The 26093-nt window shown below is 67.3% G+C and carries 26 protein-coding genes; 10 read left to right on the top strand and 16 right to left on the bottom strand.

What is annotated here, in order from left to right:
* Positions 1-3: 3 nt before the first annotated feature.
* On the bottom strand, positions 4-198 hold the full coding sequence (gene rpmI, locus LBN7_RS17035; RefSeq protein WP_017828564.1) for a 50S ribosomal protein L35: 195 nt from the start codon (positions 196-198) through the stop codon (positions 4-6).
* 73 nt (positions 199-271) lie between these two features.
* Entirely contained in the window at positions 272-898 is a 627-nt protein-coding gene (infC, locus tag LBN7_RS17030; protein ID WP_116636339.1) for a translation initiation factor IF-3, read from the bottom strand.
* 253 nt (positions 899-1151) lie between these two features.
* Between infC and LBN7_RS17025 the strand changes: the two genes are divergently transcribed.
* A complete protein-coding gene (locus tag LBN7_RS17025) occupies positions 1152-1550 on the top strand; it encodes a DUF1844 domain-containing protein (protein WP_116636340.1) in 399 nt (132 codons plus the stop codon).
* Positions 1551-1742: 192 nt separating this feature from the next.
* Here LBN7_RS17025 and LBN7_RS17020 read toward each other — a convergent pair whose 3' ends face one another.
* From LBN7_RS17020 to priA, 3 genes are read right to left on the bottom strand one after another with little or no spacing between them, the layout of a single operon-like run.
* The gene (locus LBN7_RS17020) at positions 1743-2141 is read right to left on the bottom strand and encodes a hypothetical protein (protein WP_407360324.1); all 399 of its coding nucleotides are present in this window, start codon (positions 2139-2141) and stop codon (positions 1743-1745) included.
* A gap of 22 nt (positions 2142-2163) precedes the next feature.
* Entirely contained in the window at positions 2164-2973 is an 810-nt protein-coding gene (locus tag LBN7_RS17015; protein WP_407360323.1) for an SseB family protein, read from the bottom strand.
* On the bottom strand, positions 2957-3703 hold the full coding sequence (gene priA / locus LBN7_RS17010) for a bifunctional 1-(5-phosphoribosyl)-5-((5-phosphoribosylamino)methylideneamino)imidazole-4-carboxamide isomerase/phosphoribosylanthranilate isomerase PriA (RefSeq protein ID WP_407360322.1): 747 nt from the start codon (positions 3701-3703) through the stop codon (positions 2957-2959). Before priA ends, LBN7_RS17015 begins: the two co-directional genes overlap by 17 nt.
* A 140-nt stretch (positions 3704-3843) precedes the next feature.
* Here priA and LBN7_RS17005 point away from each other — a divergent pair, with 140 nt between their 5' ends.
* Positions 3844-5286 carry a MinD/ParA family protein gene (locus LBN7_RS17005; RefSeq protein ID WP_407360321.1) on the top strand — a complete coding sequence of 481 codons (1443 nt, stop codon included), beginning with the start codon at positions 3844-3846 and terminating at the stop codon, positions 5284-5286.
* A gap of 10 nt (positions 5287-5296) precedes the next feature.
* Here the strand turns inward: LBN7_RS17005 and hisH are convergent, their stop codons facing one another.
* From hisH to LBN7_RS16985, 4 genes are all read right to left on the bottom strand, one after another.
* Positions 5297-5932: an imidazole glycerol phosphate synthase subunit HisH gene (hisH, locus tag LBN7_RS17000; RefSeq protein WP_407360320.1), complete on the bottom strand. Its 636-nt coding sequence runs from the start codon at positions 5930-5932 to the stop codon at positions 5297-5299.
* Positions 5929-6546, bottom strand: coding sequence for an imidazoleglycerol-phosphate dehydratase HisB (gene hisB, locus LBN7_RS16995; protein ID WP_116636477.1), 618 nt, complete (start codon positions 6544-6546; stop codon positions 5929-5931). The genes hisH and hisB overlap by 4 nt, the downstream gene beginning before the upstream one ends.
* Positions 6543-7628 (bottom strand): histidinol-phosphate transaminase, encoded by a 1086-nt coding sequence (locus tag LBN7_RS16990; protein WP_341945087.1) that lies wholly within the window; start codon positions 7626-7628, stop codon positions 6543-6545. Before LBN7_RS16990 ends, hisB begins: the two co-directional genes overlap by 4 nt.
* A gap of 136 nt (positions 7629-7764) precedes the next feature.
* Positions 7765-8145 carry a LysM peptidoglycan-binding domain-containing protein gene (locus LBN7_RS16985; protein ID WP_341945086.1) on the bottom strand — a complete coding sequence of 127 codons (381 nt, stop codon included), beginning with the start codon at positions 8143-8145 and terminating at the stop codon, positions 7765-7767.
* A 288-nt stretch (positions 8146-8433) separates the two neighbouring features.
* On the opposite strand from LBN7_RS16985, the gene lexA reads away from it, so the two are divergent.
* Positions 8434-9120, top strand: a complete 687-nt coding sequence (gene lexA, locus LBN7_RS16980; RefSeq protein WP_116636347.1) for a transcriptional repressor LexA — start codon at positions 8434-8436, stop codon at positions 9118-9120.
* A 92-nt stretch (positions 9121-9212) separates the two neighbouring features.
* On the top strand, positions 9213-11102 hold the full coding sequence (locus LBN7_RS16975; RefSeq protein ID WP_407360319.1) for a prolyl oligopeptidase family serine peptidase: 1890 nt from the start codon (positions 9213-9215) through the stop codon (positions 11100-11102).
* On the opposite strand, the gene LBN7_RS16970 is transcribed toward LBN7_RS16975, so the two are convergent.
* Positions 11086-11478, bottom strand: coding sequence for a DUF4345 domain-containing protein (locus LBN7_RS16970; RefSeq protein ID WP_341945084.1), 393 nt, complete (start codon positions 11476-11478; stop codon positions 11086-11088). The two genes, LBN7_RS16975 and LBN7_RS16970, sit on opposite strands and share 17 nt — an antisense overlap.
* 49 nt (positions 11479-11527) lie before the next feature.
* Between LBN7_RS16970 and LBN7_RS16965 the strand changes: the two genes are divergently transcribed.
* On the top strand, positions 11528-12121 hold the full coding sequence (locus tag LBN7_RS16965) for a TetR/AcrR family transcriptional regulator (RefSeq protein WP_341945083.1): 594 nt from the start codon (positions 11528-11530) through the stop codon (positions 12119-12121).
* Between the two features lie 8 nt (positions 12122-12129).
* Here LBN7_RS16965 and smpB read toward each other — a convergent pair whose 3' ends face one another.
* The 3 genes from smpB to ftsE are packed head-to-tail and all read right to left on the bottom strand — an operon-like array spanning position 12130 to position 14673.
* The gene (smpB, locus tag LBN7_RS16960) at positions 12130-12606 is read right to left on the bottom strand and encodes an SsrA-binding protein SmpB (protein WP_116636349.1); all 477 of its coding nucleotides are present in this window, start codon (positions 12604-12606) and stop codon (positions 12130-12132) included.
* A 58-nt stretch (positions 12607-12664) separates the two neighbouring features.
* Complete coding sequence (gene ftsX / locus LBN7_RS16955) at positions 12665-13579, bottom strand: permease-like cell division protein FtsX (protein ID WP_116636350.1); 915 nt, start codon at positions 13577-13579, stop codon at positions 12665-12667.
* Positions 13576-14673, bottom strand: a complete 1098-nt coding sequence (ftsE, locus tag LBN7_RS16950) for a cell division ATP-binding protein FtsE (RefSeq protein ID WP_341945082.1) — start codon at positions 14671-14673, stop codon at positions 13576-13578. Before ftsE ends, ftsX begins: the two co-directional genes overlap by 4 nt.
* A gap of 176 nt (positions 14674-14849) precedes the next feature.
* Between ftsE and LBN7_RS16945 the strand changes: the two genes are divergently transcribed.
* Together LBN7_RS16945 and LBN7_RS16940 are read left to right on the top strand one after the other, a co-directional pair.
* Positions 14850-16220: a DUF2510 domain-containing protein gene (locus tag LBN7_RS16945; protein WP_407360318.1), complete on the top strand. Its 1371-nt coding sequence runs from the start codon at positions 14850-14852 to the stop codon at positions 16218-16220.
* Positions 16221-16254: 34 nt separating this feature from the next.
* The gene (locus LBN7_RS16940; RefSeq protein WP_407360317.1) at positions 16255-17358 is read left to right on the top strand and encodes a DUF2510 domain-containing protein; all 1104 of its coding nucleotides are present in this window, start codon (positions 16255-16257) and stop codon (positions 17356-17358) included.
* A gap of 71 nt (positions 17359-17429) precedes the next feature.
* Here the strand turns inward: LBN7_RS16940 and prfB are convergent, their stop codons facing one another.
* Positions 17430-18539 (bottom strand): peptide chain release factor 2, encoded by a 1110-nt coding sequence (gene prfB, locus LBN7_RS16935; protein ID WP_116636354.1) that lies wholly within the window; start codon positions 18537-18539, stop codon positions 17430-17432.
* 119 nt (positions 18540-18658) lie between these two features.
* On the opposite strand from prfB, the gene LBN7_RS16930 reads away from it, so the two are divergent.
* A complete protein-coding gene (locus tag LBN7_RS16930) occupies positions 18659-19894 on the top strand; it encodes an MFS transporter (protein ID WP_407361730.1) in 1236 nt (411 codons plus the stop codon).
* Complete coding sequence (locus LBN7_RS16925; protein WP_407360316.1) at positions 19891-20451, top strand: NUDIX hydrolase; 561 nt, start codon at positions 19891-19893, stop codon at positions 20449-20451. The genes LBN7_RS16930 and LBN7_RS16925 overlap by 4 nt, the downstream gene beginning before the upstream one ends.
* On the opposite strand, the gene LBN7_RS16920 is transcribed toward LBN7_RS16925, so the two are convergent.
* Positions 20448-20852 carry a hypothetical protein gene (locus LBN7_RS16920; protein ID WP_116636357.1) on the bottom strand — a complete coding sequence of 135 codons (405 nt, stop codon included), beginning with the start codon at positions 20850-20852 and terminating at the stop codon, positions 20448-20450. The two genes, LBN7_RS16925 and LBN7_RS16920, sit on opposite strands and share 4 nt — an antisense overlap.
* A 515-nt stretch (positions 20853-21367) precedes the next feature.
* On the bottom strand, positions 21368-25159 hold the full coding sequence (locus LBN7_RS16915; protein WP_407360315.1) for an NACHT domain-containing protein: 3792 nt from the start codon (positions 25157-25159) through the stop codon (positions 21368-21370).
* A gap of 537 nt (positions 25160-25696) precedes the next feature.
* Between LBN7_RS16915 and LBN7_RS16910 the strand changes: the two genes are divergently transcribed.
* Positions 25697-26071, top strand: coding sequence for a hypothetical protein (locus LBN7_RS16910; protein ID WP_407360314.1), 375 nt, complete (start codon positions 25697-25699; stop codon positions 26069-26071).
* Positions 26072-26093: the final 22 nt, after the last annotated feature.

Here is a 26093-nt window from a genome sequence, read left to right as displayed (position 1 = left end):
GCGTCAGCGGCCGAGAAGCTTCTTCGCGACCTTGGTGTCAGCCTTCGAGAGCACCTGGTCCTGGTTCAGACGACGGGTGCGACGGCTCGACTTGTGCTCGAGGTTGTGGCGCATCCCGGCCTGCTGCTTCTTCAGCTTGCCGCTGCCGGTGATCTTGAAGCGCTTCTTAGCACCCGAGTGGGTCTTCTGCTTCGGCATCTTCTCTTCCTTCGTATGGCGCCTTCTCAGGCGACGGTGTCAACCCGCGGTGCGGGAGTTCTGGGGGCGGATGTCACTCCGCCGGAGCGGCAGCCGGAGCTTCCGACTCGCTCTTGGCTTCGCGCGAGGCCTGCTTGTTCGCGGCGCGCTGCGCGTCGCGGACGGCGTTCTGCTCCGCCTTGGCCTCGGACTTGTTCTTCAGCGGTGCGACCACCATGACCATGTTGCGACCGTCGATCGTCGGGTTCGACTCGACCGTGCCGAGTTCGGCGACGTCCTCGGCGAACTTGCGGAGGAGACGGACACCCTGCTCGGGGCGCGACTGCTCGCGACCGCGGAACAGGATCATGGCCTTGACCTTGTCACCGGCCTTGAGGAAGCCCTCGGCGCGCTTGAGCTTGGTCGTGTAGTCGTGAGCTTCGATCTTCAGACGGAAGCGGACTTCCTTGAGGATCGTGTTCGCCTGGTTGCGACGAGCTTCCTTCGCCTTCTGCGCGGCCTCGTACTTGAACTTGCCGTAGTCCATGATCTTGACCACGGGCGGCTTCGAGTTGGGCGCGACCTCGACGAGGTCGAGGTCGGCTTCCTGCGCAAGGCGCAGCGCCGCCTCGATGCGGACGACGCCGATCTGCTCACCCGCGGGGCCGACGAGGCGGACCTCGGGGACGCGGATGCGCTCATTGGTGCGGGGATCGCTGATAGGTGCTCCTTAGACGATGTGATTCGGCCACCGCGACGCTGGATGCATCACAGGCGAATTCGGAACCGTCCCCCACCCACCGGCATTCAGACGCCGGCTCGCACCCTGCTACCGGCTCGATCTCACGATCGGAGCCGGCGGAGTGCTGGACCCGGTAGCCTTGAACGGCAAGCGCGGGTGGGAAGTGAATCCTCTTTCGTACCGGAGCATGACGCTCCGGAGCCCGCCAAAGTCTAACAGAAGGCAAGGCGAAGTGACGAACCAGGCACCGGACGAGGCTGCACGCGAGCGCGAAGAGCGCTGGGCACGACAGGAGGAGGCAGCGTCATCCGCCACCCGGGACATCGCGGACGTCCCGGCCGTCGAGGTGATCACCACCGCGGCCGTGCACCTCATGAGCGCGGCAGCCGTGAAGCTCGGCCTCGCCGATGACCCCGACGCGGCCGCACAGCTCGACCTCGACGAGGCCCGCAAGCTCATCAACGCCCTCGCCGGGCTCATCACCGCCGGCGCCCCCGAGATCAGCGACATGCACGCGCGCTCGCTGCGCGACGGGCTCCGCTCCCTCCAGCTCGCCTTCCGCGAGGCCTCCTCCATCCCCGACCCGATCGGCAAGGGGCCCGGGGAGAAGTGGACAGGGCCGGTCAACTAGTTCTCGTGGTGGGGTAGGCAGAATCTGCGGGGCGGGCGCAGCGATCCCGCCTTCGCTCGCAGAGCGGGTTCCCTCCCGCTGCGCGGGCCCCTCCCGATGCTCGCTCCCGGCGGGATCGCTGCGCCCGCAGGTCTCGGAGCATTGACGCGGATTCGTTGAGGGCGACGGGGAAGTACGTGCGCCTTCGCGGGGTCAAGGTTCCAGGACGAGGGGCGGGGTCGTCGAGGGGCCGCCGCACTGGGCGGTGGAGTGAGTCCAGGTGATGTCATGCTCGTTCTCGGCGAGGAGGGTGCCGTCGGCGGCGAAGACGTGCGCGGTGACGGCGTCGGGAACGGCCAGGAAGAGGAACTCGCCGGGCTCCTCCCCCACGAACGGGACGGTCGGATCGGTGGACGGAGTCTCCTGGCCGTCGGGGCCGACGGAACATCCGCCGGGCACGCACAGCTGCACCCAGACGTCGTCACCGTAGGCGCCGGCATCCACCGTCAGGACGCTGACGTAGCCGATCGCCGGGCAGGCGTTCATCACACAGCCGGTCAGAGCCGGAAGCAGAAGCGCTGCCGTCAGGATCGTGGTCGCCGCTCTGCGCATGCGGCCACCCTAACGAACCTGATCAGACGCTGCGGCGGAGCTTCACCGTGAGCGAGTCGGCGAGCACGGCGATGCGGTCGTCGGATGCCCAGCGCTGCGCGAGACGTGCGAGGACCGCGTCGAGCACGTCGCGCTCCATGCCGTCGACGAGCTCGAGGATGACGATCAGTTCCGGTCCGCGCAGGCGCGCGTCGGGATCACCGGCGGCGACCGCGACGTCGATCACGGCGAGTTCGTGCGCCACACTCGCCTGGAGGGCGCCGAACACCTCGGGCGAGAGGAAGCTCGGCTCCCACGCGTGCCCTTGCGCGATCGCCCACACCGCGGGTCGGCGGATGACGAACTCGGTGTCGGATGTCGGATCGAGCACGATGAGGTCGGTGTCATCCGCGGATGCCGCGAGAGCGGCTCTCGTGGCCTCCACGGGGATCGGACGCGCCGCGGCATCCCAGCGCTGCATCGACTCGACCGAGGAGAAGACCGGCTGCACCCGGCGACCGTCGGGAGCTGCGACCGTGACGATCGAGAGCTCTTGGGTCTTGTCGACCGTGAGGCCGGTGGGGCCGACGCCCTCGTCGCCCTTCTCGGCGACCAAGGGGATCAGGACACGCGCGGAACGGAAGGCGTCGACGACCTCGGCCTGAGATCCGTCGCCGGAGCGGAAGCGCAGCAGCGCATCGAGCAGCGCCGGATCCGCGGAGCCGTCGTCGTCTGTGTGCGGATTCGACTCGAAGCTGCGCCCCTCCCAGGGCACGCCGGCGGAGTCCGCACGGTTTCCCGCGTGGGCGGCGCCGTCGCCGTGCCCGCAGGCGTCGTCAGTCCCCTGCGACATCCAGCGCCTCAGCCAGCGTGAACGCCCCGGCATACAGCGCCTTGCCGACGATCGCGCCTTCGATGCCGAGCGGCACGAGCTCGCGGAGCGCGGCGATGTCATCGAGGTTCGAGATGCCGCCCGAGGCGACGACGGGCTTGGGAGTGCGCGAGGCGACCTCGCGCAGCAGCTCCAGGTTCGGGCCGCGCAGCGTGCCGTCCTTGGTCACATCGGTGACGACGTAGCGGCTGCATCCGGCATCCTCGAGGCGGTCGAGCACCTCCCAGAGGTCACCGCCCTCCTTCGTCCAGCCGCGGGCGGCGAGCGTCGTGCCACGCACGTCCAGGCCGACCGCGATCGCCTCGCCGTAGCGGCCGATCACGTCGGCGGCCCACTCCGGGTTCTCCAGCGCGGCGGTGCCGAGGTTGATGCGGGTCGCACCGCTCTCCAGGGCCGCCTCCAGGCTCGCGTCGTCGCGGATGCCGCCGGACAGCTCGACGTTGACCTGCTTGAACTGCTTGATGACCTTGCGGAGGATCGGCGCGTTGCTGCCACGGCCGAAGGCCGCGTCGAGATCGACGAGGTGGATCCACTGCGCGCCCTGCGACACCCACTCCCCTGCCGCGTCCAGAGGGTCGCCGTAGCTCGTCTCCGTGCCGGCCTCGCCCTGAGTCAGACGAACGGCCTTGCCGCCGGCGACATCGACCGCGGGGAGGAGCGTGAGCGAGGGGGACTGCGCGAAGTCGTTCATGGGTTCCTAAGCTCGGAATATCAGATCCGTGGTCCGGCACACCCGTCTCGGACGCACGAGAACTGAGGGTACCGCTCCCGTGGGCGGCCTCCAAATGCGCGAGAAATGCACGCGAAATGCAGGAGCTAGGCTGAGGGATCATGTCCGGACCGCACGAAGACGCCACACCCTCCGCGGCCCCGCCCGCGCACGGGGACCAGCCGCCGCTCGTCGAGTCGGTCCCGCTCTTCCCCGCGGATGTCCCCCCGGTGCCGCCGCTGCCGACGACCGCGTCCGCGCCGCAGCCGCCTTATCGGCGCACGCGAGCCGAGGCCCGCGAAGTGCGGATGGCGGAGGACCGCGACGACCAGTTCCCCGAGGACACCGTGCCGAGGCCGGCCGCGGCCGCGCCCACTCCTGCGAGTCCGTCGCGAGCGGCATCCGCGCCCGAGCAGCCGGCGGTCCCGGCATCCGCGCCGCCTCCGCCGTCATCACCTGCGGTCGCCCCGTCGGCACTTGCCGCGCCTCCGGTCGTCTCATCGTCGCCCGTCTCCTCCACGCCTGTCTCACCCGCACCCGCCGGTCCGCCGCCCGCCTTCGCCGTGCCCCCGGCCACCCCGCACCCTGTCTTCGCTCCGACGCCTGGTGCGCCTGCCGCCGTCGAGCCGGCATCCCGTCGCGAGCTGCGCGAGCGGAACTCCTTCCTGCAGACGGAGCGTCCGGAGGAGCCGGCACGCGATGGAGCGCGCGGTGTCCTGAACCGGATCGGCTTCCGCGTGCGCCCCTCCGCCCAGGAGCAGTCGGCACGCGACGACGAGCTCGCCGTGAGCCAGCACTGGCCGGGCCCCCGCACGATCGCCGTCGTGAACGGCAAGGGCGGCGCCGGCAAGACCCCGACGACGATCCTGCTCTCCGCCGTGTTCGCACGGTACGGCGGCGCGGGCGTGCTGGCCTGGGACAACAATCAGACCCGGGGCACTCTCGGCTGGCGGACCGACACGGGACCACACGACCGCACACTGCTCGAGCTGCTCCCCGACGTCGGGCGGCTGCTCGGAACCGGCGCCCAGTCCGCCGACCTCGCGCACTTCATGCACCACCAGCCGCGGGAGAAGTACGACGTGCTGCGCTCGAAGCCGATCCGGCTCGCGCATGAGAACCGTCTGAGCCCCGCCGACGTGGACGCTATCCACGCGGTCGCCGCGAAGTTCTACCGGCTCATCATCATCGACTCGGGCAACGACGAATCCGACCCCATGTGGCTGCGCATGATCGATCATGCCGACCAGCTGGTGGTCGCGACGACGACGCGCGCCGATCACGCCGAGGCCGGCGCACTGCTCCTCGAGGCTCTCGAGGATCGCGACGAGCGCTCCGCACGGCTCGCGAGGAACTCGGTCGTCGTGGTCTCCCAAGCCGACCCCAAGGCGACCCCGACCGAGGTCGAGCACGTCGTGAGCGGCTACCAGTCGCTGGCCCGCGATGTCGTCAGCATCCCGTTCGATCACGAGATGGTCGACGGGCACCTGCGTTACGGCGCGCTCGCGAAGCGCACGCAGCGCGCCTGGCTGGCCGCCGGAGCGTCGGTCGCCCGAGGGTTCTGAGCCGTAGGCGTCAGAGGCTCTCGACCCAGTTCCGCAGCAGCTGGATTCCGGGCTCGCCCGACTTCTCGGGGTGGAACTGCGTGGCCGACAGGGGCCCGTTCTCCACGGCGGCGAGGAAGGGATCGCCGTACGTCGACCACGTGAGCACGGGCTGCGGGAACGGCGGGATGACGTCGAGTTCCCAGGACTGGGCGGCGTACGAGTGCACGAAGTAGAAGCGCTCCTGCTCGATCCCGCGGAACAGGACGCTGTCGGCGCCGGGCTCGACCGTGTTCCAGCCCATGTGCGGCAGCACGGGCGCGTTGAGCTCGGTGACGGCGCCCGGCCACTCCCCGAGGCCCTCGGTGTCGTGACCCCGCTCGACTCCGTGCGCGAACAGCACCTGCATGCCGACGCAGATGCCGAGCACCGGGCGACCGCCGGCGAGGCGACGGTCGATGATCTCGTCTCCGCCGTGCGCATGCAGCGCGTCGCGCACGGCCTGGAACGCGCCGACGCCGGGCACGAGCAGACCGTCGGCCTCGAGTGCCTCCGTGCGGTCGCGCGTGAGGATGGCGTCTGCACCGGCCGCGACGAGCGCTTTGACCGCCGAGTGGACGTTGCCCGACTCGTAGTCGAAGACGGCGACCCTGGGCGCTCGGCTCACAGCGCGCCCTTGGTGGACGGCACGCCGTCGACCAGCGGGTCGAGGGCCTTGGCCTGGCGGAACGCACGGGCGAAGGCCTTGAACTCCGCCTCGGCGATGTGGTGCGGATCGCGACCACCGAGCACGCGCACGTGCACCGTCAGCGCCGCGTTGAAGGCGATGGCCTCGAACACGTGCCGCACGAGCGAACCCGTGAAGTGTCCTCCGATGAGGTGGTGCTCGAACCCTGCCGGCTCCCCCTCGTGCACGAGGTACGGGCGTCCGGAGATGTCGACGACGGCCTGCGCGAGAGCTTCGTCGAGCGGCACGAGTGCGTCGCCGTAGCGCGAGATGCCCGACTTGTCGCCGAGCGCCTGCAGGATCGCCTGACCGAGCACGATCGAGACGTCTTCGACGGTGTGGTGCGCGTCGATGTTCGTGTCGCCCGATGCGCGGACGGTGAGATCGGTCAGCGAGTGCTTCGCGAAGGCGGTGAGCATGTGGTCGAAGAACGGCACGGAGGTGTCGATGCGCGAGGCTCCGGTGCCGTCGAGGTTCAGCTCGAGCTCGACGGTGGACTCCGACGTGCTGCGCACACGGCTCGCGGTGCGCGGGTTCTGGGCGAGAGTGCTCATGATGCTGATCCTATCGAGGCCAGGGCATCGAGGAATGCGGTGGTCTCGGCCTCGGTGCCCGCCGTCACGCGGAGGTGACCCGGGATGCCGACGTCGCGGATGAGCACGCCGCGTTCGTACAGCTGCTGCCACGTCGCGCGCGGGTCGGCGACGCCGCCGAAGAGGACGAAGTTCGACCAGGATTCGTGGGGCGTGTATCCCAGCGCCTCGAGCGTCGCCGAGATGCGGTCGCGCTGCTCGACGATCTCCTCGACCATGCCGAGCATGACGTCGGAGTTGCGCAGCGCGGCGACCGCCGCCGCCTGGGTGAGGGCGCTGAGGTGGTACGGCAGCCGCACCAGGCGCAGCGCGTCGATGAAGGCGGGGTCCGCTGCGAGGTAGCCCACACGCGCGCCGGCGAAGGCGAACGCCTTGCTCATGGTGCGGGAGACGGCCAGACGCGGGCGTCCTTCGAGGAGTGTCAGAGCGGATGCCGCGTCGCGCGGCGCGAACTCCTGATACGCCTCGTCCACGACCACGATGCCGCGCGCCTCTTCGTACACCGCTTCGACGACGTCGAGTCCGAGCGGGGTGCCCGTCGGGTTGTTCGGCGAGCAGAGCAGGATCACGTCGGGATCGACCGCACGGACCTGCTCCGCCGCTTCGTCGGGCGTGATCGTGTAGTCGGGCTGACGGGTGCCCGCGACCCAGCGCGCCCCCGTTCCCTGCGAGATGAGCGGGTACATGGAGTATGTCGGCGCGAAGCCGAACGCCGTGCGCCCAGGGCCGCCGAAGGCCTGCAGGATGTGCTGGAGGACCTCGTTCGAGCCGTTGCCCGCCCAGATCTGATCCGATGTGAGGCCGTGACCGAGATACTCGGCGAATCCCTCGCGCAGTGTCGTGAACTCACGATCCGGGTACCGGTTCACATCGCGCAGCGCGACGGCGATGTCGTCGAGGATGTCGCTCGCGACCGCATCGGGCACGGGATGCGTGTTCTCGTTGACATTCAGCGCGATGGGCAGCGGCGCCTGCGGCGCACCGTACGGGGTGAGCCCGCGAAGATCGTCACGGAGCGGGAGGGCATCGAGTGAGGAAGTCACCCTTCCATGCTAGGCCGCGCGCCCTCCGCGTGACGCACCCCTCCCCTTGGGTTCCTGAGCCTGCCGAAGGATGGGTTCCTGAGCCTGCCGAAGGATGGGTTCCTGAGCCCGCCGAAGGACTGAGCCCGTCGAAGGATCAGTTCGAGTACTGCGCAGGGATCGCGAGCTCCTGGCCGATCTGCAGGGCCCCGCCGCGCAGCATGTTGAGACGGCTGATCTCGCCGATCACGTCGCGCGGGTCGGCGGTGGGGGCGACCGTGTTGGCGATCGACCAGAGCGTGTCACCGGGGAGAACCGTCACGGTCTGGAAGTCCGCGCTGCTGAAGCTGCTGGCAGTGTCGTCGCCCGCGGCGATGGCGCTGCCTCCGCTGATCGCCGCGAAGGCGATGCCGACCGCGAGCGGAACCGCGGAGAGGGCGAGCAGCACACCACGACCACGAGCCGTCAGTCGCAGTCGCGACCGGGTCGCCGGGCGTGCCGGGATGACCGCTGCGGTGCTGATGCTGATGCTGCTCATGTCGGGCTCCTTACCCTGTCCCCGTCGGCGAGGCCGGCGGTGAAGTTGGCGTAGCGTTCGCATTCGCGTCTCGGCCGGGAGCCGTGAATGCGAAGCTACGTTCCGAAGATATCTTCGAGTTCGAACATCTGTCAACTGTTCTTCGAAATCGGACCCCCGAATCTTCCGACACGCTCGAACAGATCTTCCAGATCAGGCCGATTCTCGGATACGGTTTCGATAAGAACACCCCACCACGGGCCTCCGACATTCGAAGAGGAACGTCGGATCGCGTACTGAAGGAGCACCATGAGCGAGAACTCAGCCCCGGAGCAGGAGGCCCCTCGGACGCGCCGTCGGAAGAGCCTCAGCCCGAAGCAGATGGCGATCCTCGAGGTCATCCAGACCTCCATCGCCCACCACGGCTACCCGCCGAGCATGCGCGAGATCGGCGATGCGGTCGGACTCAAGTCGCTCTCGAGCGTGACCCACCAGCTCGGCCAGCTCGAGCTGAGCGGCTACCTGCGCCGCGATCCGGGCAAGACCCGCGCGATGGAGGTGCTGATCGACCTTCCCGGTACGAGCGGCGAGAACCCGGCAGACGTGGCCACACCGGTCGGCGATGCCGCACTCGTCCCCCTCGTCGGCCGGATCGCGGCCGGCGTGCCCATCACGGCGGAGCAGCAGGTCGAGGAGATCTTCCCGCTCCCCCGCCAGTTGGTCGGCAAGGGCGATCTGTTCATGCTCAAGGTGTCCGGGGAGTCGATGATCGATGCGGCGATCTGCGATGGCGACTGGGTCGTCATCCGTTCGCAGAACAGCGCGGAGAACGGCGAGATCGTCGCAGCGATGCTCGACGACGAGGCCACCGTGAAGACATTCCGCCGCCGCGACGGCCACACCTGGCTGCTCCCGCGCAACTCCGCCTTCGAGCCCATCCTCGGCGACGAGGCCACGGTGCTCGGCAAGGTCGTGGCGGTGCTCCGCGCGGTCTGACCGCGCCCCTTCGGCATCCGCCGTCCGCCGGCATGAGAGCCGTCCTCCCGGTTTCGGGAGGCCGTGCTTCGACGGCCGCCTAGGCTCGAACCATGTCGTCCCCGTACGGTTCCTGGCCATCGCCCTTCTCCGCCGCCTCGGTCGCGGCCTCCGCCCCTCGGATCGATGGGGCGCGATTCGTCGGCTCGGAGATCTGGTGGGGCGAGTCGGTTTCGTCCGAGGGAGGGCGCGTGACGGTCCGCAGCTCGAGCGGCGCGGTGATCCTCCCCGCGCCGTGGAGCGCGCGGTCGCGCGTGCACGAGTACGGCGGCGGCGCCTGGACCGCGGATGCCGACGGCACGCTGTACTTCGTCGACGCGGGAGACCAGCGCGTGTACCGGCTCTCGCCCGATGCAGGTCCTGTCCCGCTCACCCCCGCAGGTCCTTCGCACGGCGGACTCCGTCTACAACAGGGGCGGCTCCTCGCCGTGCGGGAGGACCTCCGCGGAGAAGCGCAGATCCGAGGGATCGTGGAGATCCCGACCGACGGTTCAGCGGCAGCGGATGACGCCGTGATCCGTGCTTTCACGCAGGGCGATGCCTTCGTCGCACATCCCGCGCTCTCGCCCGACGGCTCGCGCATCGCCTGGGTCGCGTGGGACGGCGCGCGGATGCCGTGGGAGAGCGCGACGCTGGTCATCTCCGAGATCGACGAAGCAGACGACGAAGGCGCAGAAGGCGAGGCGGGCCCCTGGGTCGCCACGCGCGCCGCCCTCCAGCCCGAATGGGTGAGCGACACCGAGCTGCTCTACGCCGACGACCCGACCGGCCGCTGGCAGCTCCAGCGCCTGTCGCTGGTCCCCGGCACACGTGACGGCGCTCCGGAGGCGATCACCTCGAGCGACGCCGACACGGGGTATGGACTCTGGGTGCTGGGCAACCGCTGGTACCAGCCCCTCGCAGACGGCCGCATCGTCGCGGTGCGCACCAACGGCCGCGACGACGTCGTCGAGATCGCCGCCAACGGCTCGACCCGCACCCTCGACGTCCCCTGCGACGGCCACGTGAGCGTCGACGACGTGTCCGGCTCTCGCGTGCTGCTCTCCGGCGGCAGCTCGACGAGCGCACCCGGTGTCTGGTGCGTCGACCTCGATTCCGGCGAGACGATCACGGTCGCAGGCGGCGAACCGGTCGACACCGCCTGGATGCCGCCCGCCACCGCGATCCTCGTGGAGGGAGGCCACGGCTCGGTGCATGCGTTCGCCTATGCTCCGGCCAACCCCGAGGCCGCAGCGCCGGAAGGCGAGCTGCCTCCGTACGTGGTCTTCGTCCACGGCGGCCCCACCGCACACGTCACCGGCGCGGCATCCGCCGCCATCGCGTTCTACACGAGCCGGGGCATCGGCGTGCTCGATGTCAACTACGGCGGCTCCACCGGGTACGGTCGCGCCTACCGCGACCGCCTGCACGGGCAATGGGGAATCGTCGACGTCGACGACGTGATCGCCGCCGCGCGCGGCCTCGCTGACGCGGGTCTCGCCGATGCCTCGCGCATCGCGATCCGCGGAAGCTCGGCAGGGGGCTGGACCGTGCTCTCGGCGCTGGTGCGCGGCGGCACCTTCGCCGCGGGGATCAGCCGCTACGGCGTCGCCGACCTCCGGATGCTGGCGGAGCACTCGCACGGCTTCGAGGAGCACTACATCACCGGGCTCGTCGGACCGCTCCCGGAGGCCGAGGCCTTCTACATCGAGCGTTCACCGCTGACGCATGCGGAACGGATAGATGTGCCCGTGCTGTTGATGCAGGGAGCCGAGGACCGGGTCGTGCCGCCGTCGCAGTCGGAGGCCATCCGCGATGCTCTGGCGGCGAACGGCGTCGAGCACGAGTACGTCGTCTACCCCGGCGAGGGTCACGGCTTCCGCAGCGGGACGACGATCGTGAACGCCCTGGAACGCGAACTGGCCTTCCTGGGGCGGGTGTTCGGCTTCACTCCGAGCCTCTGAGACCGACGAAGCGGACGTGCCACCAGAGCACCAGGGGAACGACGACCAGCTCCAGGACGGTGCTCGCGATGAACACCGGGTGAGGCCATCCGGTGACCACGGCGGAGAGGACCCTGGCAAGGCCACCGATGAAAGCCAGCACGAGCATGGTGCGCAGCACCGTCGCTCGTTCACGCAGGCGGAAGAGCGACCACCACACAGCGACGCCGGCTGCGAGCCAGAACACGTTGACGAACCGGTACTCGCTGTCGACGCTCGAGGACGTCGGCGACCCGCCCGGCACGGAAGTCGGGCCGAAGATGATCGCGTACAGGCCCGAGGCGACCGCCACCGCACCGAGCACAGCCAGTGTGAGGATGAGCGCGCTCCTCTGCATGACGGCCCTTTCTTGCACGATACGAAGAGAGTGATTACTCTCTCACATTATGGGAGCCAGACGAGATGCGCTAGTCGCCGCCGCTATGAAGCTCTTCGCCGAGCGAGGCTATGACGGAACCTCGGTCGCGGACATCCAGGTATCCGCAGGACTGACGGGTGGATCCGGCGCCCTCTACAAGCACTTCGCCAGCAAGGCGGCTGTCCTCGAAGCCGGGGTGGACACCTACCTCGAGACCCTGAACCAGAACAGCCGCTCGACAGTCGACGATCTGCCGGCCGATCCCCGAGAGGCGTTGCACGTCATCGCATCCAGCGTGATCGACTCGATGACGGCGGACGAAACGATGCTTCGAGTCCTGCTCCGGGACCTCGATCAGCACCCGGAACTCGCCGAACGACTCTGGAAGGGCGTCATGGCCGACGTCTACACGGAGTTGGCCCACTGGATCAGGAGGCAGGTGACGGAAGGAACGATCAGCGTGTCAGATCCCGACGCCGTCGCGGCGGTTCTGATGAGCGCTTTGACTCAATGGCCGATCCTCCAGGCTCTTCTCAAGAAGACTCCGGGGGACCTCACGCGCTCCGCTTTCGTCGCAGCATGGACGGACACCGCAAGCCGCGTCCTCGATCTGCCGCTCTGAGACGGCGACTACTCGCCGACGCGGTTGCGCAGACGCATGGCGCGGTCGGCCTCGCGGGTGTCCTGGCGCTCGCGGAGGGTCTGTCGCTTGTCGTACTCGCGCTTGCCCTTCGCGAGGGCGATCTCGACCTTGGCCCTGCCGTCGGAGAAGTACAGCTTCAGCGGGATCAGCGTGTAGCCGCCGGCCGAGACGGCGTGCGCGATCTTCTCGATCTCCGCTCGGTGCAGCAGAAGCTTGCGGATGCGCTTCGCGGAGTGGTTGGTCCAGTGCCCCTGCGAGTACTCCGGGATGTGCACGGAGTCGAGGAACACTTCGTTGCCCTTGACGAACGCATAGCCGTCGCTAAGGTTGGCGCGCCCCTGGCGCAGCGACTTGACCTCGGTGCCGGTGAGCACCATTCCCGCCTCGTACGACTTCTCGATGTTGTAGTCGTGACGTGCGCGACGATTGGTCGCGACGACCTTCTCCCCGCGTTCCCTGGGCATGGTGCTCCTGCTCTCTGTTGTGGCCAGCCCACCAGCCTACATCAGGTGCGAGGCCGGATCAGGTGCGCAGCCAGCGACGGATCGCGAAGCCGGCCGAGAGGGCGGCCAGGATCACGCCGATGCCGATGAGGACGGGCACCACCAGAGCGGCGTCCCCCATCGTGATCCACGTCGTGATGAAGGGCACGCGCCCGCGCAGATAGCCGTTCACGCCGAAGTGCACACCTGCGACCACGGCCGCGCTGGCCAGGGCGGAGCCGAGGAACGCGGCGAACACGCCCTCCAGCACGAACGGCGTCTGGATGAATCGGTTCGAGGCGCCGACGAGGCGCATGATGCCGATCTCCTTCCGCCGTGCGTACGCCGACAATCGGATGGTCGTGCCGATCAGCAGCGTCGCCGCGATGAGCATCAGCACGGCGATGCCGACCGCGATGTAGGTCGCGACGGTCAACGCGGAGAAGAGCGGTTCGAGGTACTGGAGCTGGTCCTGCACCTGCTCGACACCGGCCTGTCCGCTGAAGGCCTCGGCGAGCACCTGCGACTGACCCGGATCCTTCATCGTCACGAAGAACACCTCGAACGCCTGGTCGGGCGTCAGCACGCTCGCCTGATCCGCGCCGAGCTGGTCGACGAGCTTCTGGTACGTCTCTTCCCTCGTGTCGAAGGTCATCGAGCTGATCAGCGGAGCGAGAGCCTCGCCTTCCAGCTGCGCGCGGACGGCCTCGACCTGCTCCTCGCTCGCCGTCCCGTCGATGCATGTCTCCGCCTCGGAGACCGCCGAGCACATGTACACCGCGACCTGGGCGCGCTCGGCCCAGTAGCCGCGCATGACGCCGATCTGCGACTGCATCAGGATCGCCGCGCCGACGAAGGTCAGCGACACGAACGTGACGAGCACGACGGAGATCACCATCGAGATGTTGCGTCGAAGGCCACCCAGGGCCTCGGTGAGGATCAGTCCGATTCTCATGAGGTCGGGCCCACTTCCTCGGCATCGTCGTCGGACAGGCCGAGGCGATCGGCGACGCCGAGCTCCGCGACATCGACCTGCGGGAGGACGATCGGGTGCGTGCGCGGACCGACAGCGGCCGGCGCCTGCTCCTCGACGGGTTCGCGCCGAGCCTCGCTCGGTGCACTGGGGGCAGCGGCATCCGCCTTCTGCGCTCCGGGCTCCGTCGGCCGGGTGAAGGCGGGCGCCGTCTGCGCGACGGGGGCGGGAGCGGATGCCGCGGCCTTGCGCTGCGCGTCGAGCTCCTCGGCGAGAGCGGCTCGCACCACGGAGAGGTCGGCGGTCTGGCGCTGAACCTCCTGCACGGCCGTCAGCGCCGCGGCCGCCGCGGCGCCGCGCACCTCCTCCGGCACGAGCCGCGGGATGTTCGATGTGTCGCCATAACCGCCGTGCACCTCGTCGCGCACCATCTCGCCGTCGCTGAGCTCGATCACGCGACGCTGCATGGCGTCGACGAAGCCGGCCTCGTGCGTCGCCATCAGCACAGTGGTGCCTCCGGCGTTGATGCGGGCGAGCAGCTGCATGATGTCGACCGAGGTCCCGGGGTCGAGGTTTCCGGTCGGTTCGTCGGCGAGCAGCACCTGCGGACGGTTGACCAGGGCGCGGGCGATGGCGACACGCTGCTGCTCACCGCCGGACAGCTCGTGCGGCATCCGCTTCTGTTTGCCGTCGAGCCCCACGAGGGCGAGTGCCTCGGGGACCGCCTGCTGGATGAACCCGCGGGACGATCCGGTCACCTGGAGCGTGAAGGCCACGTTCTGGTACACCGTCTTCGACGGCAGGAGCCGGAAGTCCTGGAACACCGAGCCGATGTGGCGACGGAAGTACGGCACCTTCCCGTTGGCGAGGGAGCGCAGGTCGCGCCCGAGCACGGCGACGCGGCCCGATGTGGGCACGTCCTCGCGCAGGATCAACCGCAGACAGGAGGACTTGCCGGAACCCGAAGCGCCGACGAGGAAGACGAACTCCCCGCGCTGCACTTCGAAGTCGACACCGGACAGCGCGGGCTTCGACGTTCCGCGGTAGCGTTTCGTGACGTTCTCGAACCGAATCATGGCGCTACGAGCCTAAGCGCCGCCTCTCGTCATGCCGCGAGCGACACCCCGCGCGGCGCACGCCGCCATGGGCGATCGTCCCCACGATATGGACCTGATCGACGTCGCACTCCACTGCTATACATGGAGTGGCGACACACGCGATTCCGCGCGCCGAGAACTTCGAGGGGGACACCATGACGACACCTGCCGGTTGGTACGACGACGGATCCGGACGCCAGCGCTGGTGGGACGGCCAGCAGTGGACGGAGCACTTCGCCCCCGAGGCCCCGGCCGCTCCTGAAGTCGCCGCTGTTCCGGAGGTTCCCGCTGCTGCCGAGGCGCCTGCTGCAACCGAGGTGCCCGCTGCAACCGAGGCGCCGGCTGCTACCGAGGCGCCCGTCGCCGAGACGCCCGTCGCCGAGACCCCGGTCGTCGAGCAGCTTCCTGCTGTCGACGAGACCCCGGCAGCGGATGTCGTCGGTCCCGCGGAGACCCCGATCACCCCCGACGATGCGGCCGTGGAGTCCGCTCCGCATGCGGTCGAGGAAACGGTCGTCGCTCCCGAGGCCCCGCAGGACTGGGCCGCTCCCGCGGCCCCGGCGGCTCCCGCAGCTCCGTACGGAGCCGCGGCGTACCCGGGATCGACCCCGGTCGTCCCGCCCGTCCCCCCTGTCCCCCAGGGCGGCGCACCGGTGTACCCCGGCGCCACGGCTCCGGCATACCCGGCTGCTCCCGGCGTCTACCCGGCCACCGGTGGCGGCTATCCCGCGGCCGGCGCATACGCCGCGGGCGGGTACCCGGCATCGGCCCCGTATGCGGCCCCCGCTCCGACGGGACCGCAGAAGATGTCGATCCTCGGACTCGTCGGACTCGGCCTCGCCGCGCTCGGCCTGATCCTCGCCTTCATCCCGTTCACGCTGCCGTTCGCGTGGGTCCTGCTCGCCGCGGGCTTCATCGTGTCGCTCATCTCCCTGTTCCTCAAGGGAAAGAAGTGGCCGGGCTTCACGGGTCTCGGCGTCTCCATCGTCGGCGCCATCGTCGCCTTCATCATGGGCTTCGTCTTCCTCTTCGCTCTCGCGAACGAGATCGAGGACGCGATCCCGGATCCGATCCCCACCTCCGACTCAGGAACCGATGACGGCACCGACGAGAGCGCACCGCCCGCCGATGTCGCCGAGGGCAGCATGGGTGAACCCGTCACCGTGCAGCAGATGTCCGGCACCGGAGAGGTGACGGTGAACTCCGCGACCTGGAGCCCGACGAATGACTCCGGCTTCGACCCCACCAACGGCGGCTACCTGCTCGTCGACCTGACGTGGAAGACGCTCGACGGCACGACCTACGTGAACCCGCTCTACTTCTCGATCGAGACCGCCGAGGGCGCGGCGGGCGACTACGACATCTTCGGCGACGCGACCCTCGAGTCCAGCGAGCTTCCCGCCGGGCAGACGACACAGGGAACGGTCTCGTTCGACGTCGCGCAGAGCGGTTCGTACGTCATCATCATCACGGATGAGCTCCTTCAGGAGGTCGCACGGGTGACGGTGGAGCCCTCGGCCGGCTGACCGCCGACCACAGAGAAGACAACAGGAAAGATCGATGACGACACCTGCCGGCTGGTACGACGACGGTTCCGGGACGCTGCGGTGGTGGGACGGGCAGCAGTGGACCGCGCACGTGCGCACAGAGCCGCAGCCGAGTGCGCCTGCGGAACCGGCCGCGCCAGAGCCGCCCGCGAAGGAACCGACTCCGCAGGAGACGACCGCGCAGATCGCACCGGAGTCCATCGCACCGGTGGCCGCGGAACCGGTCGCGCCCGTCGAGGCGGTGACGCCGAGCCGTGTCGCTGCCGAACCGCAGCCGTTCGTGCCGCCCTACGCCATACCCGCGCAGGTCGGGTATCCCGGTGCGGCATCCGCTCCGACGTACCCGGCGGCATCCGTGCCCGGGTATCCCGGCGCGGCCACGCACCTGCCGTCACCGGCACCCGCTCGCAAGGTCTCCGTCCTCGGGATCATCGGCCTCGCCGTCGCGGTGCTGGGCGTCGTCCTCGCCTGTGTTCCGCCGGTCGCGGCCATCGGCTGGGTCGTGCTCGGTCTCGGCTTCGTCACCTCGCTCGTCTCGCTGTTCCTCCGCGGCGCGAAGTGGCCGGGTATCACCGGCATGGGCGTGACCGTCTTCGGCACGGTGCTGGCGCTCGGGGTGGCTCTCCTCACTCTCGGGATCGACTCGACCGTGGAGGCCGATCCGGTCCCGATCGCCACCCCGAGCGAGCGGCCTCCGGTCGATGATTCGACGGAGGGGACGACCGACCCCTCCGAGATCGAGGGCGCCGAGATGGTCCCCTTCGCGGACCTCGCCGTCGGCGACTGCATACCCCTCGTGGAGTACGACCCGGAGGAGGAGATCTTCGAGGTGCCGGTCGTGCCCTGCGATCAGCCGCACACCGACGAGGTCTACTTCATCTACCAGCTCGACGACGGCGACTATCCCGGCGATGACGCGATCTACGAGCTCGCCTGGGACGGCTGCGCCGCGCAGTTCGAGGGGTTCGTCGGGCTTCCCTATGAGGAGTCCGAGTTCGACATCTACAACTACACGCCGACCAAGGCGTCGTGGAGCCGGATGGACGACCGCACCGTCCACTGCATCATCTACAGCTACGAAGACGTGACCACTTCGCTCCGGGGCACGGCGCGCTGAGAGCATCGGTCTCATGAAGAAAGGCCCCGGAATCCTCCGGGGCCTTTCTTCATCGGCTCAGTCGCCGAGACTCAGTCCTGGTCCGGACGCTTGCGCCAGCGGATGCCGGCCGAGATGAAACCGTCGAGGTCGCCGTCGAAGACGGCGGCGGGGTTGCCCGACTCGTGCCCGGTGCGCAGGTCCTTGACGAGCTGCTGGCCGTAGAGGAAGTACGAGCGCATCTGGTCGCCCCAGCTCGCGGTGATGTTGCCCGCGAGCTCCTTCTTCTTCGCCGCTTCCTGCTCCTTCTGCAGCAGCAGGAGGCGCGTCTGCAGCACGCGCATGGCGGCCGCGCGGTTCTGGATCTGCGACTTCTCGTTCTGCATCGACACGACGATGCCGGTCGGGAGGTGGGTCAGGCGCACGGCGGAGTCGGTCGTGTTGACGGACTGGCCACCGGGGCCCGAGGAGCGGAAGACGTCGACCCGGATGTCGTTTTCGGGGATGTCGACCTCGGTCGCCTCCTCCATGAGAGGGATGACCTCGACGGCGGCGAACGACGTCTGGCGCTTGTCGGCGGAGCCGAAGGGGCTGATGCGGGCGAGACGGTGCGTGCCGGCCTCGACCGACACGGTTCCGAACGCGTAGGGCGCATCGATCTCGAAGGTCGCCGACTTGATGCCCGCACCCTCGGCGTAGGAGGTGTCCATCACCTTGACGGGGTACTTGTGGCGCTCGGCCCAGCGCAGGTACATGCGCATCAGCATCTCGGCGAAGTCGGTGGCGTCGTCGCCGCCGGCACCCGAGCGGATGGTGATGATCGCGGAGCGCTCGTCGTACTCGCCGTCGAGCAGTGTCTGCACCTCGAGCTGGTTGATGACGTCGGTGAGCGCGGCGAGCTCGGTGCGAGCCTCCTGCGCCGACTCCTCGTCACCCATCTCATTCGCGAGGCCGACGAGCACCTCGAGGTCGTCGAGCCGCGACGCGATGCCGGTGATCCGGGCGAGTTCCGACTGGCGGTGGCTGAGGGCGCTGGTCACCTTCTGCGCGCGCTCGGTGTCGTCCCAGAGGTCGGGTGCGCCGGCTTCCTCGCTGAGCCTCGCGATCTCGTCGCGGAGGTGGGAGACATCGACGACCTCGCTGATGTCGCCGAAGGTGTGCCTGAGCGCCTGGATTTCGGCGGAGAGATCTAGTTCGAGCATGACACCTCAGCCTAACGTGCCGCCTGCTCGCGCGGGGACGCCGCATCTCGAGCGTCCGCGGACGGGGGTAGCGTGAGTGCGTGAGCAGTGCATCGACCGTCCTTCGACAGTTCGGGCCGATGGTGTACCTGCCGACGATCCTCTTCGCGCTCGGCGAAGGCGCGGTCATCCCGCTCATCCCGGTGATCGCCGCCTCGATGGGAGCGGATGTCGCCTTCGCGGCGCTCGTCGCGTCCGCCCTCGTGATCGGGCAGCTGTGTGGCAATCTCCCCGCCGGCTGGGCGGTCGGCCGCATCGGCGAGAGGTTCACGATGGTGATCGCCGGGGTCATCTCGATCCTCGCCGCTGTCGGCATGGTGCTCGCCCCGTCGCTCGGCGTGCTCGCAGCATCCGTCTTCGTGCTGGGCATGTGCGCTGCGGCGTTCGGTCTCGCGCGGCACGCGTTCATGACCACGCGCGTGCCCGTGGCGTTCCGGGCGCGTTCGCTTTCGCTGCTGGGCGGGAGCTTCCGTCTGGGCATCTTCATCGGCCCGTTCGTGGCCGCCGGCCTCCTGCAGCTCTTCGGCAGCGAGCAGGCGGCGATCTGGTTCTTCCTGGGCTGCCTGGTCGCGATGGTGCTGCTCGTGCTGCTCGGTCCCGACCCGGAGAAGACGATCCCGCCGGTCACTACGACACCCGTGCGCTACGCGGAGGATTCCGGTGAGGCGGTGAGCGGATCGATCCCCACGATCGAGCGCGCCGGAATCTTCCAGACCATGTGGCGGCAGCGTGCCGTGCTCGGGCGTCTCGGGCTGGCTGCGGCCTCGCTGTCGGCGGTGCGGTCGGCACGGCAGGTCGTGCTCCCCCTGTGGGGGCTGTCGCTCGGGCTGGACGCCTCGACGATCGCGATCGTGGTCGGCGTCTCCGGCGCGATCGACTTCGCCCTCTTCTACGCGAGCGGCCAGGTGATGGACCGCTTCGGCCGCCTGTGGGCGGCGATGCCGGCGATGGTGCTGATGGGCGCGGGGTTCCTCGCGATGTCGTTCACGCACGACCTCGAGGCGTCGGTGCTCTGGTTCGGCCTGTTCGCGGGAGTGCTGGGCGTCGGGAACGGACTGTCGAGCGGGATCCTGCTGACCCTCGGAGCCGATGTCGCGCCGAAGCGCGAGCCGGCGGCGTTCCTCGGCTCCTGGCGGACTCTGACGGATGCCGGTGGAGCGATCGCTCCGCTCCTGGTCGCCGCGATCACCGCGGTGTCGGCGCTGCCGTTCGCGGCTGCCGCGATGGGCGTCGTGAGCCTTCTCGGCGCTGCGGGATTCCTGCGCTGGATCCCGAAGTTCGTGCCGCGCGCGCGGCCGGAGAAGGAGAACGAATGAGCCGGATGCTTTCCGCCGACGTGCATCGCCTCGTCACCGAGTACCTGCCGAGGTCGGAGCGGGAGCGCGCGGCGCAGGAGGACTTCGCCTCGTTCTTCGCCGACGATACCGGGCCCGTGCGGCAGGACTCCGGCCCCGACCACGCCACCGCCTCGTGCGTCGTGTTCGACGAGACGCTCACGCAGACGCTGCTCGTCTTCCACGGCAAGGGTCAGTTCTGGGTGCAACCGGGAGGGCACGCGGAAGACGGAGACGCGTCGATCATGGAGGCCGCGCTGCGCGAGCTGCGCGAGGAGACCGGCATCGAGACGGCCGTGCCGACCTCTCCCCTGGCCTACGACCTGGACCACCACGGGCTCTCGTCCCGGTTCGGCCGCTGCGCCTCGCACCTCGACATCGGGATCACGGTGATCGTCGACCCGCAGCTCGCGCTGAGCGTGAGCGACGAGTCCGAGGATGTTCGCTGGTGGCCTGTCGACGCACTGCCGGCCGAGGTGCCGCCGCAGCTCGAGCCGCGGCTGGCGGGACTTCTCGAACGGCTGCGATCGCAGCGCTAGTCTGCGCGGTGGAAGGTGGCATGAGCGCCTTCGTCGTCGAGCATGCGCAGCTCATCGGCGTCGACCAGTTCGACCGAGGTGATGCCCGTCCGTTCGATCGCGAACGCGTCGGGGCACCCGCCGATGTCCGGCAGGCTCGTGGTCGTCGCCGTGACCTCGTCGCCGCCGATCGACCAGTTTCCGGAGGCGACGCAGAGTCCGGCGATGCTGAACGTCCCGTCGGCGTCGATGCGCAATCGAGCCTCGTCGGTCGTCTCCGCGACCCATTCGCCGACCAGCTGATCCGCAAGGGGCGCCATTTCGGGCGTCGGAGCCGGCTCCGGCACCGCGCACGACGTCAGGACGACCGCCGTCAGCAGACAGGTCAGCGAGCGGATGAACGAGCGGGCACGGAAGGCCATGCCTCACACCTCCAGCGCCGAGCGAGCGGCCCGCATCGCCCACAGGGACATGCGCAAGACTGGCAGACCTCCCACCTTCGACGAGCCATCCACCGCCCGGGCTGCGCGCGTCGCGGCACTGCGGGAGCGGATCACCAGCGTGTAGAACGATCGCACCGGTGCGCCGGACTCACCCTACCTGCACGACACTCACCGCCATGGTGTCTGTCGTGCGCTCGCACCCCTTCCCTTTCTGGGGCATGGCGAGTGCACGTGGCTGACTGGGATCCGCGCGGTGTAAGCCCGTGGCCGACTTGGAACTCGGCGCGACGGGCGCCTCTCGACTACTGCGACACGTGTAAACGTCGGTAGTCGCATCGCCGATCCCGGAGGGGGCCACTACCCTCCCCCGATCATTGCCTCCCCGGTGCGGCATAGCGCTTTACACCAGACACGTATGGCTGCTTTGTTTTGCGAGTCCCCATCTCAAGCGAGATGGGGACTTTTCGTCGTTATACTCCGGTCCTTCTCCGCGCCTACCCGAGCGTCCATCCGGCCTCAGCCGCGATTTCTCCCACGGGCTGCGGCCGGTACCTATTCAGCGTGGACACCTGAGCAGCTCGAAGGACTGCCGCTGAATACTTATCGGGCTCATCGAACACTTTTAGCGCAGCGGACTCCGGCATGGCTCCCTCGTTCCGTCGTCGCCCATGATTCACTCGTACATTCGCTAGAACCCGCAACCACTCATCGACTTCTTTTGGTTTCACCTTCGCCCAACCCGGGAACTCTGCCCACTTCCGACGCACCTCGCTAGCTCTGAGAGCGGCAACAATCCAGTCGCTAGCCGCGACCTCGGGCGACAGCGCGTCGGTATCGATTCCTCCGAATGCGATGGTCGCGAGCGCGCCGGTCCGCCAGCTTCCGGTGGCACGGAGATCTAGAGGCGTTCGCGGCTTCGCACCTCGATATTCTTTATTTCTATAACCAACCTGAACCGCGTTTCGCAATAGCTCAAAGTTATCGTCATCCAGGTTGTCGATCTGCTCAGCGAGCAACGGAATATTTTCCTGAATATACTTAGTCGGCAGCCAAACGAGCAAGATTGAAATCCAGAACATCTTCAGATGAACGTCGCCCGTTTGAATGAGCGTTCGCCACCATGTTGTTTTTCCGCGGTAAGCACGGGCGAGGTAGGCTCTCTCGAACAGCGGTGTGTCGACTTCGTGAATCTGGGAGACATTCACGCTCCCTGACGGCAAGTTGAACATGCCCGCGTTGACGGACGCCAGGCGGTACATAGCCCAGCGATCACCGAACTGTTCGCGAGCCTTCTCGATAATCGTCGAGACATCGCCGACGCCTAGTCTCCTCGAGGTCGACGCCCCGACCGACAGGTCGGATTCGAACCATTCAATAAAATCGCTGACTGACTGTTCCAGTGCTGTCATCGGCTTGTTCTCCGATTTCGGCGACGCTTCCACCTGAAAGGCGCGCTGAGGCAGATACTGCTCCGCCGACAACAGAACAGCAAAGATCGAGGTACGGTCCGAAGCCGAACTGATGTACCCACCTCCGTCGAGCACATCAGTGATTGCTATATCGCGCAACGCGCTTGAGCTTTTCAACAGCGAGGGTCGATTGAACAGGATCGACCGAACTCTCTTGCGACGTACGGTAGGCGACGGCGTATCACCATCGATGCAGCTCAGAGCAATTTTACCGCTCGGAATAGCGTCGGCGGCGAGCGCGAGCCTAAACCTCTGCGTCCTCTCGGCGCCCTGACTCGCGTTGATCCAGGTCATGAACCGCTCGCTGTGAGCGGACCCGCCATTGAGCGCCAGGAGGTTTGCCAGCGGCGTACTGCTTCGCCTCGCGTTCTCCCCAGTGATCGCGTCGGTCAGTCTGCCGCCGATCCGATCTCGTCCGCACTCAGAGGGAAGACTGGCCTGATGGAACGTTCCTGTTCCGATACGAGCCAACGCCATCCCGGTGTCATCAAACGCCATGTCGATGACCTCATTTTGCACAAACTTCTTCAGGTTGAAGATCCAATCTGCCACAAGCTCAACCGCGATGTTTCTGGCCACGATCCGCGTAGCGAAGTCCGCCGACACGGCCAGCTCGCGAAGACTAGCGCTAAGGGCGCCGATCTCTCCTGCCTCATAGAATCCCGCGTAAAAGCGCGCAACGTTTCCCCAGTACGGATTTGCCGCAATGGCTTCAAATCGTTGAGATCGATCGCCACCTGACTGATCGTGTCGAAAGTTGCTTGTTGGCGCGGTCGCAAACAGATGCTTCGCGGCGAAGTACTCGCGTAGCGGTTGTACTTCAAATTCAAACAGGCCCTCGACTCTTTGAACAAGGACCCAAACACGCTCGATGCCATTGGTGAAAACCTCTTCAGCTATCTCCTCGTCCTGATCTTGACGCCTCAAGTAATCAGAGACGACTTCCCGGAGGTCGCGTTCATTGATGCTTCCAGCATCCCCGTCCGTCTCGGCGCCTGACTGCAAGAGCCAGGCTAGATGCTCGACGATGGCGGCGATCAACGGACGGTGACGCCTGACCACCTCACTCTTTTCAGCTTCCCGCGTGAGGAAGAGCTTCACATATTCTGAATAGAGAGAAGTTCGCGCATCGGGTAGGGAGTGCCCAATAGAAAGTATCAAGTTTAGGAGGATAGCGAGCTGCATCGGATTGCGTGTTAGCTCTCGGATGTGCGTTTGGTCAAGCTTCTCGGAGAGGATACCGCGCACCTCTTGGGACCGTTCAGGATCGAGGCGGCGCGCAGTCATCCATTTGTCGGCGTAGGCAAAAATAGTGGTTGTACCGATGGGAGCGAGGTCCAGGCGCGTGTACTGCTTCCCCAGAGAGAACTGTCGACCGAAAAGAGACGGTCGACTCGTCACGACGATCTGTGCATCGACTTCGAGGTCTCTCAGCCGGTTTGTTGCCTGTTTGATGTTCTCGATGACTTTCTTGCGCAATGTCATGTCTGCGACTTCGTCGAGGCCATCAAGGAAAATTAGGACTGGCGTGTAGGCGGTCATCTGCCCGAAGTCATCGTTCGAGAACTTCATGCCGCCAGACTGAAGAGAGACCAGTGAGGCGAGAAAACCCTCGAGGCTTTTAGCTTCATGACTCGGAGGATTCGGCGCATTGAGGTACGACTTGCCGTCGAGGTAGGAGGCGAAGTCGCGGAGGTCAACCTTGAAAGGCAAACGGAATGCCGCATTTTGATGCCCCTCGCTCAGCCTCCCGACGAAGTCTTCGCGCCCGAGGTATTTGCCGCGATGCACCTGGCAGATGTACTGCGCGACGGTGGATTTACCTTGCCCGGGTGCCCCTTGGAGCACGATCGACTGCAGTCCTCGTTGTACCGCATCATCGAGTAGCAAATCAGCCGCGTTTGCGACCGATGGGCCGTACCACATACGAGCAGATGTCTCAGAGATCCACTCATCTTCCCCGAACGGATTGCTGGGCTGAGCTAGCGACTGCATGGCGGAGTTGACCTCTTCGGAAAGACGAGGCCCTTCTGGGCTCCACAAGACGTCCGAAACATTGATCGGAACGTCCACGAAGAGATCGAGAAGCGCGTTCGTTAGGTCCACCTGTCGAAACTTGACCTCCTCGTCCTTTCGGAATTGCTCGCTGACGAAAGCGCGAATTGTGCGAGCGATCCTGTCCTTCTCCGGTCCGAGTTGAGCCGCAACGATGATCGTGAGCGCGTCGTCCCCAGTGAGCAGAGAGGGGTAGGACAGCTTGAGGCTCGATTCCGCGGCGTCAAGGCGCCGGTCAAGCTCGTCGCGCCAGTACACCTCCGCAGTAATCGACACGTTCTCGTCCAGCCAGGCCTGAACGAGGTCATGGCTGCCTATATCCTGGTGCGCAGTTGACGACGCGTTGGTCATCATGATGTACCGCTCGGCGCCGCGTTCGATGAGACGCTCAATCTTGGGAAGCTCGCCCTCCAGTGCCTTGATCATCCATTCTGCCGTGGCACCCTCGTCAGCCTTCTTGAACTTGACCTGCGCAACCGTGATCTCTTCGCGATCGCCACCGCTTCGACTCAAGCCATCGCGTCCGCCGTCGGGTTGACCGACCGGGAAGCACTGAAGATCCGGATACTCCGGGATGAGCAGAGCCTGGCAGAACTGCTGGAATCGTTCGTGCCCGAGGCGCTCGTAGAGATACGTCAACCTTGATCCAATCGCCGAGTTTGCGTTCATCCTAGTGATGGCATACGCAACCATCCCGCTGAGGCCGCCACAACTGGCCAGCTTTTTGTCAGGGAAGACAGCGCGGGCATAGGGACGAGTCACGCCTGAAGGAAAGAGTCAGACTCGAGCTAGTCTTCGACTGTGTGTTTTGCAGGTTTGGGAACCCCGGCGTTGGGGTGGTGCTTCGGCCGCGCAACACCGGCCTGATCTCGACAGGTCAGCGTAGCCACGGCAACTTCGAGATCCACGGCAAGGCGGTGTGGGAGGCAATCGTTCCTGAGGATGCCTGGCGGGCACTCTCAGACAAGCTCACCCATCCGGACCGGATGACTAACGGCGGAAAAGTCGTCGCTCACCTGGCTTGGTTCCGGTGTGTACCGGTGCGGCGTCCCGGACCCCGCGACCGGCAAGGCGTGTGGCGCCCCGCTGCGGGTCGCGCGTCGCAGCGGCACGGCCGCGAGCCCGTAACCCCCGCGGTGGTTCGACCGGTGCGCTGATCGCGCCCATCTGACGATCGCTCAGCCGAAGATCGACGCCTACGTCCTCGGCCAGGTAGCTGAGCTCGTCCGTGACCCGCGCATCATCGCAGCGCTCACGCCGAAGGGTGTTGACCTCGAACCTGACCGGCACGAAGTCGCCGTGCTCCGGCAGAGGCTCCGGCAGACCGACCTCGACTACGACAACGACAACGACAACGACAACGACCTGATCAACGCACAGCGCCACAGCGTCAAGACGGCGAAGCTCAGCGCCGAGATATCGGCCATCGAGAAGCGCATGGCGCTGGTAACGCAGCGAGGCACCTCGAGTCCGATCCTTGCAGCGGCCAACCCCGGCGCAGCACTCCTCGCGGCACCGATCGACATTCAGCGCGCGGTGCTCGCTACGGTCGTCAGAGTTCGGGTGACGCAGAGCCGTCCGGAGGCACGCGGGAAGCGGCTCAACGACGATCTACTGAGGGAGCGAGTGCAGATCGAACCCGCACTGACGGCGAGCGCTGCGGCGAGAGTCTGAGCACTCGTCTCATACCGAGTCG

This window comes from Microbacterium sp. LBN7 (assembly GCF_045690345.1).
Taxonomy (GTDB): Bacteria; Actinomycetota; Actinomycetes; order Actinomycetales; family Microbacteriaceae; genus Microbacterium.
The sequence above is the reverse complement of the archived record's forward strand: the minus strand, read 5'-3'. Positions and strand labels throughout refer to the sequence as shown.

Bases quoted from the DNA above. Each gene is read 5' to 3' on its own strand.
- LBN7_RS16975 (WP_407360319.1), top strand. From the start codon at position 9,213: ATGTCGTCCCCGTACGGTTCCTGGCCATCGCCCTTCTCCGCCGCCTCG.
- LBN7_RS16925 (WP_407360316.1), top strand. From the start codon at position 19,891: ATGAGCCGGATGCTTTCCGCCGACGTGCATCGCCTCGTCACCGAGTAC.
- ftsX (WP_116636350.1), bottom strand. From the start codon at position 13,579: ATGAGAATCGGACTGATCCTCACCGAGGCCCTGGGTGGCCTTCGACGC.
- LBN7_RS16930 (WP_407361730.1), top strand. From the start codon at position 18,659: ATGGTGTACCTGCCGACGATCCTCTTCGCGCTCGGCGAAGGCGCGGTC.
- LBN7_RS17015 (WP_407360323.1), bottom strand. From the start codon at position 2,973: ATGTCGCAGGGGACTGACGACGCCTGCGGGCACGGCGACGGCGCCGCC.
- LBN7_RS16965 (WP_341945083.1), top strand. From the start codon at position 11,528: ATGGGAGCCAGACGAGATGCGCTAGTCGCCGCCGCTATGAAGCTCTTC.
- LBN7_RS16940 (WP_407360317.1), top strand. From the start codon at position 16,255: ATGACGACACCTGCCGGCTGGTACGACGACGGTTCCGGGACGCTGCGG.
- prfB (WP_116636354.1), bottom strand. From the start codon at position 18,539: ATGCTCGAACTAGATCTCTCCGCCGAAATCCAGGCGCTCAGGCACACC.
- LBN7_RS17020 (WP_407360324.1), bottom strand. From the start codon at position 2,141: ATGCGCAGAGCGGCGACCACGATCCTGACGGCAGCGCTTCTGCTTCCG.
- LBN7_RS16945 (WP_407360318.1), top strand. From the start codon at position 14,850: ATGACGACACCTGCCGGTTGGTACGACGACGGATCCGGACGCCAGCGC.
- smpB (WP_116636349.1), bottom strand. From the start codon at position 12,606: ATGCCCAGGGAACGCGGGGAGAAGGTCGTCGCGACCAATCGTCGCGCA.
- rpmI (WP_017828564.1), bottom strand. From the start codon at position 198: ATGCCGAAGCAGAAGACCCACTCGGGTGCTAAGAAGCGCTTCAAGATC.
- LBN7_RS16985 (WP_341945086.1), bottom strand. From the start codon at position 8,145: ATGAGCAGCATCAGCATCAGCACCGCAGCGGTCATCCCGGCACGCCCG.
- LBN7_RS17005 (WP_407360321.1), top strand. From the start codon at position 3,844: ATGTCCGGACCGCACGAAGACGCCACACCCTCCGCGGCCCCGCCCGCG.
- lexA (WP_116636347.1), top strand. From the start codon at position 8,434: ATGAGCGAGAACTCAGCCCCGGAGCAGGAGGCCCCTCGGACGCGCCGT.
- ftsE (WP_341945082.1), bottom strand. From the start codon at position 14,673: ATGATTCGGTTCGAGAACGTCACGAAACGCTACCGCGGAACGTCGAAG.
- priA (WP_407360322.1), bottom strand. From the start codon at position 3,703: ATGAACGACTTCGCGCAGTCCCCCTCGCTCACGCTCCTCCCCGCGGTC.
- LBN7_RS16920 (WP_116636357.1), bottom strand. From the start codon at position 20,852: ATGGCCTTCCGTGCCCGCTCGTTCATCCGCTCGCTGACCTGTCTGCTG.
- LBN7_RS16970 (WP_341945084.1), bottom strand. From the start codon at position 11,478: ATGCAGAGGAGCGCGCTCATCCTCACACTGGCTGTGCTCGGTGCGGTG.
- hisB (WP_116636477.1), bottom strand. From the start codon at position 6,546: ATGAGCACTCTCGCCCAGAACCCGCGCACCGCGAGCCGTGTGCGCAGC.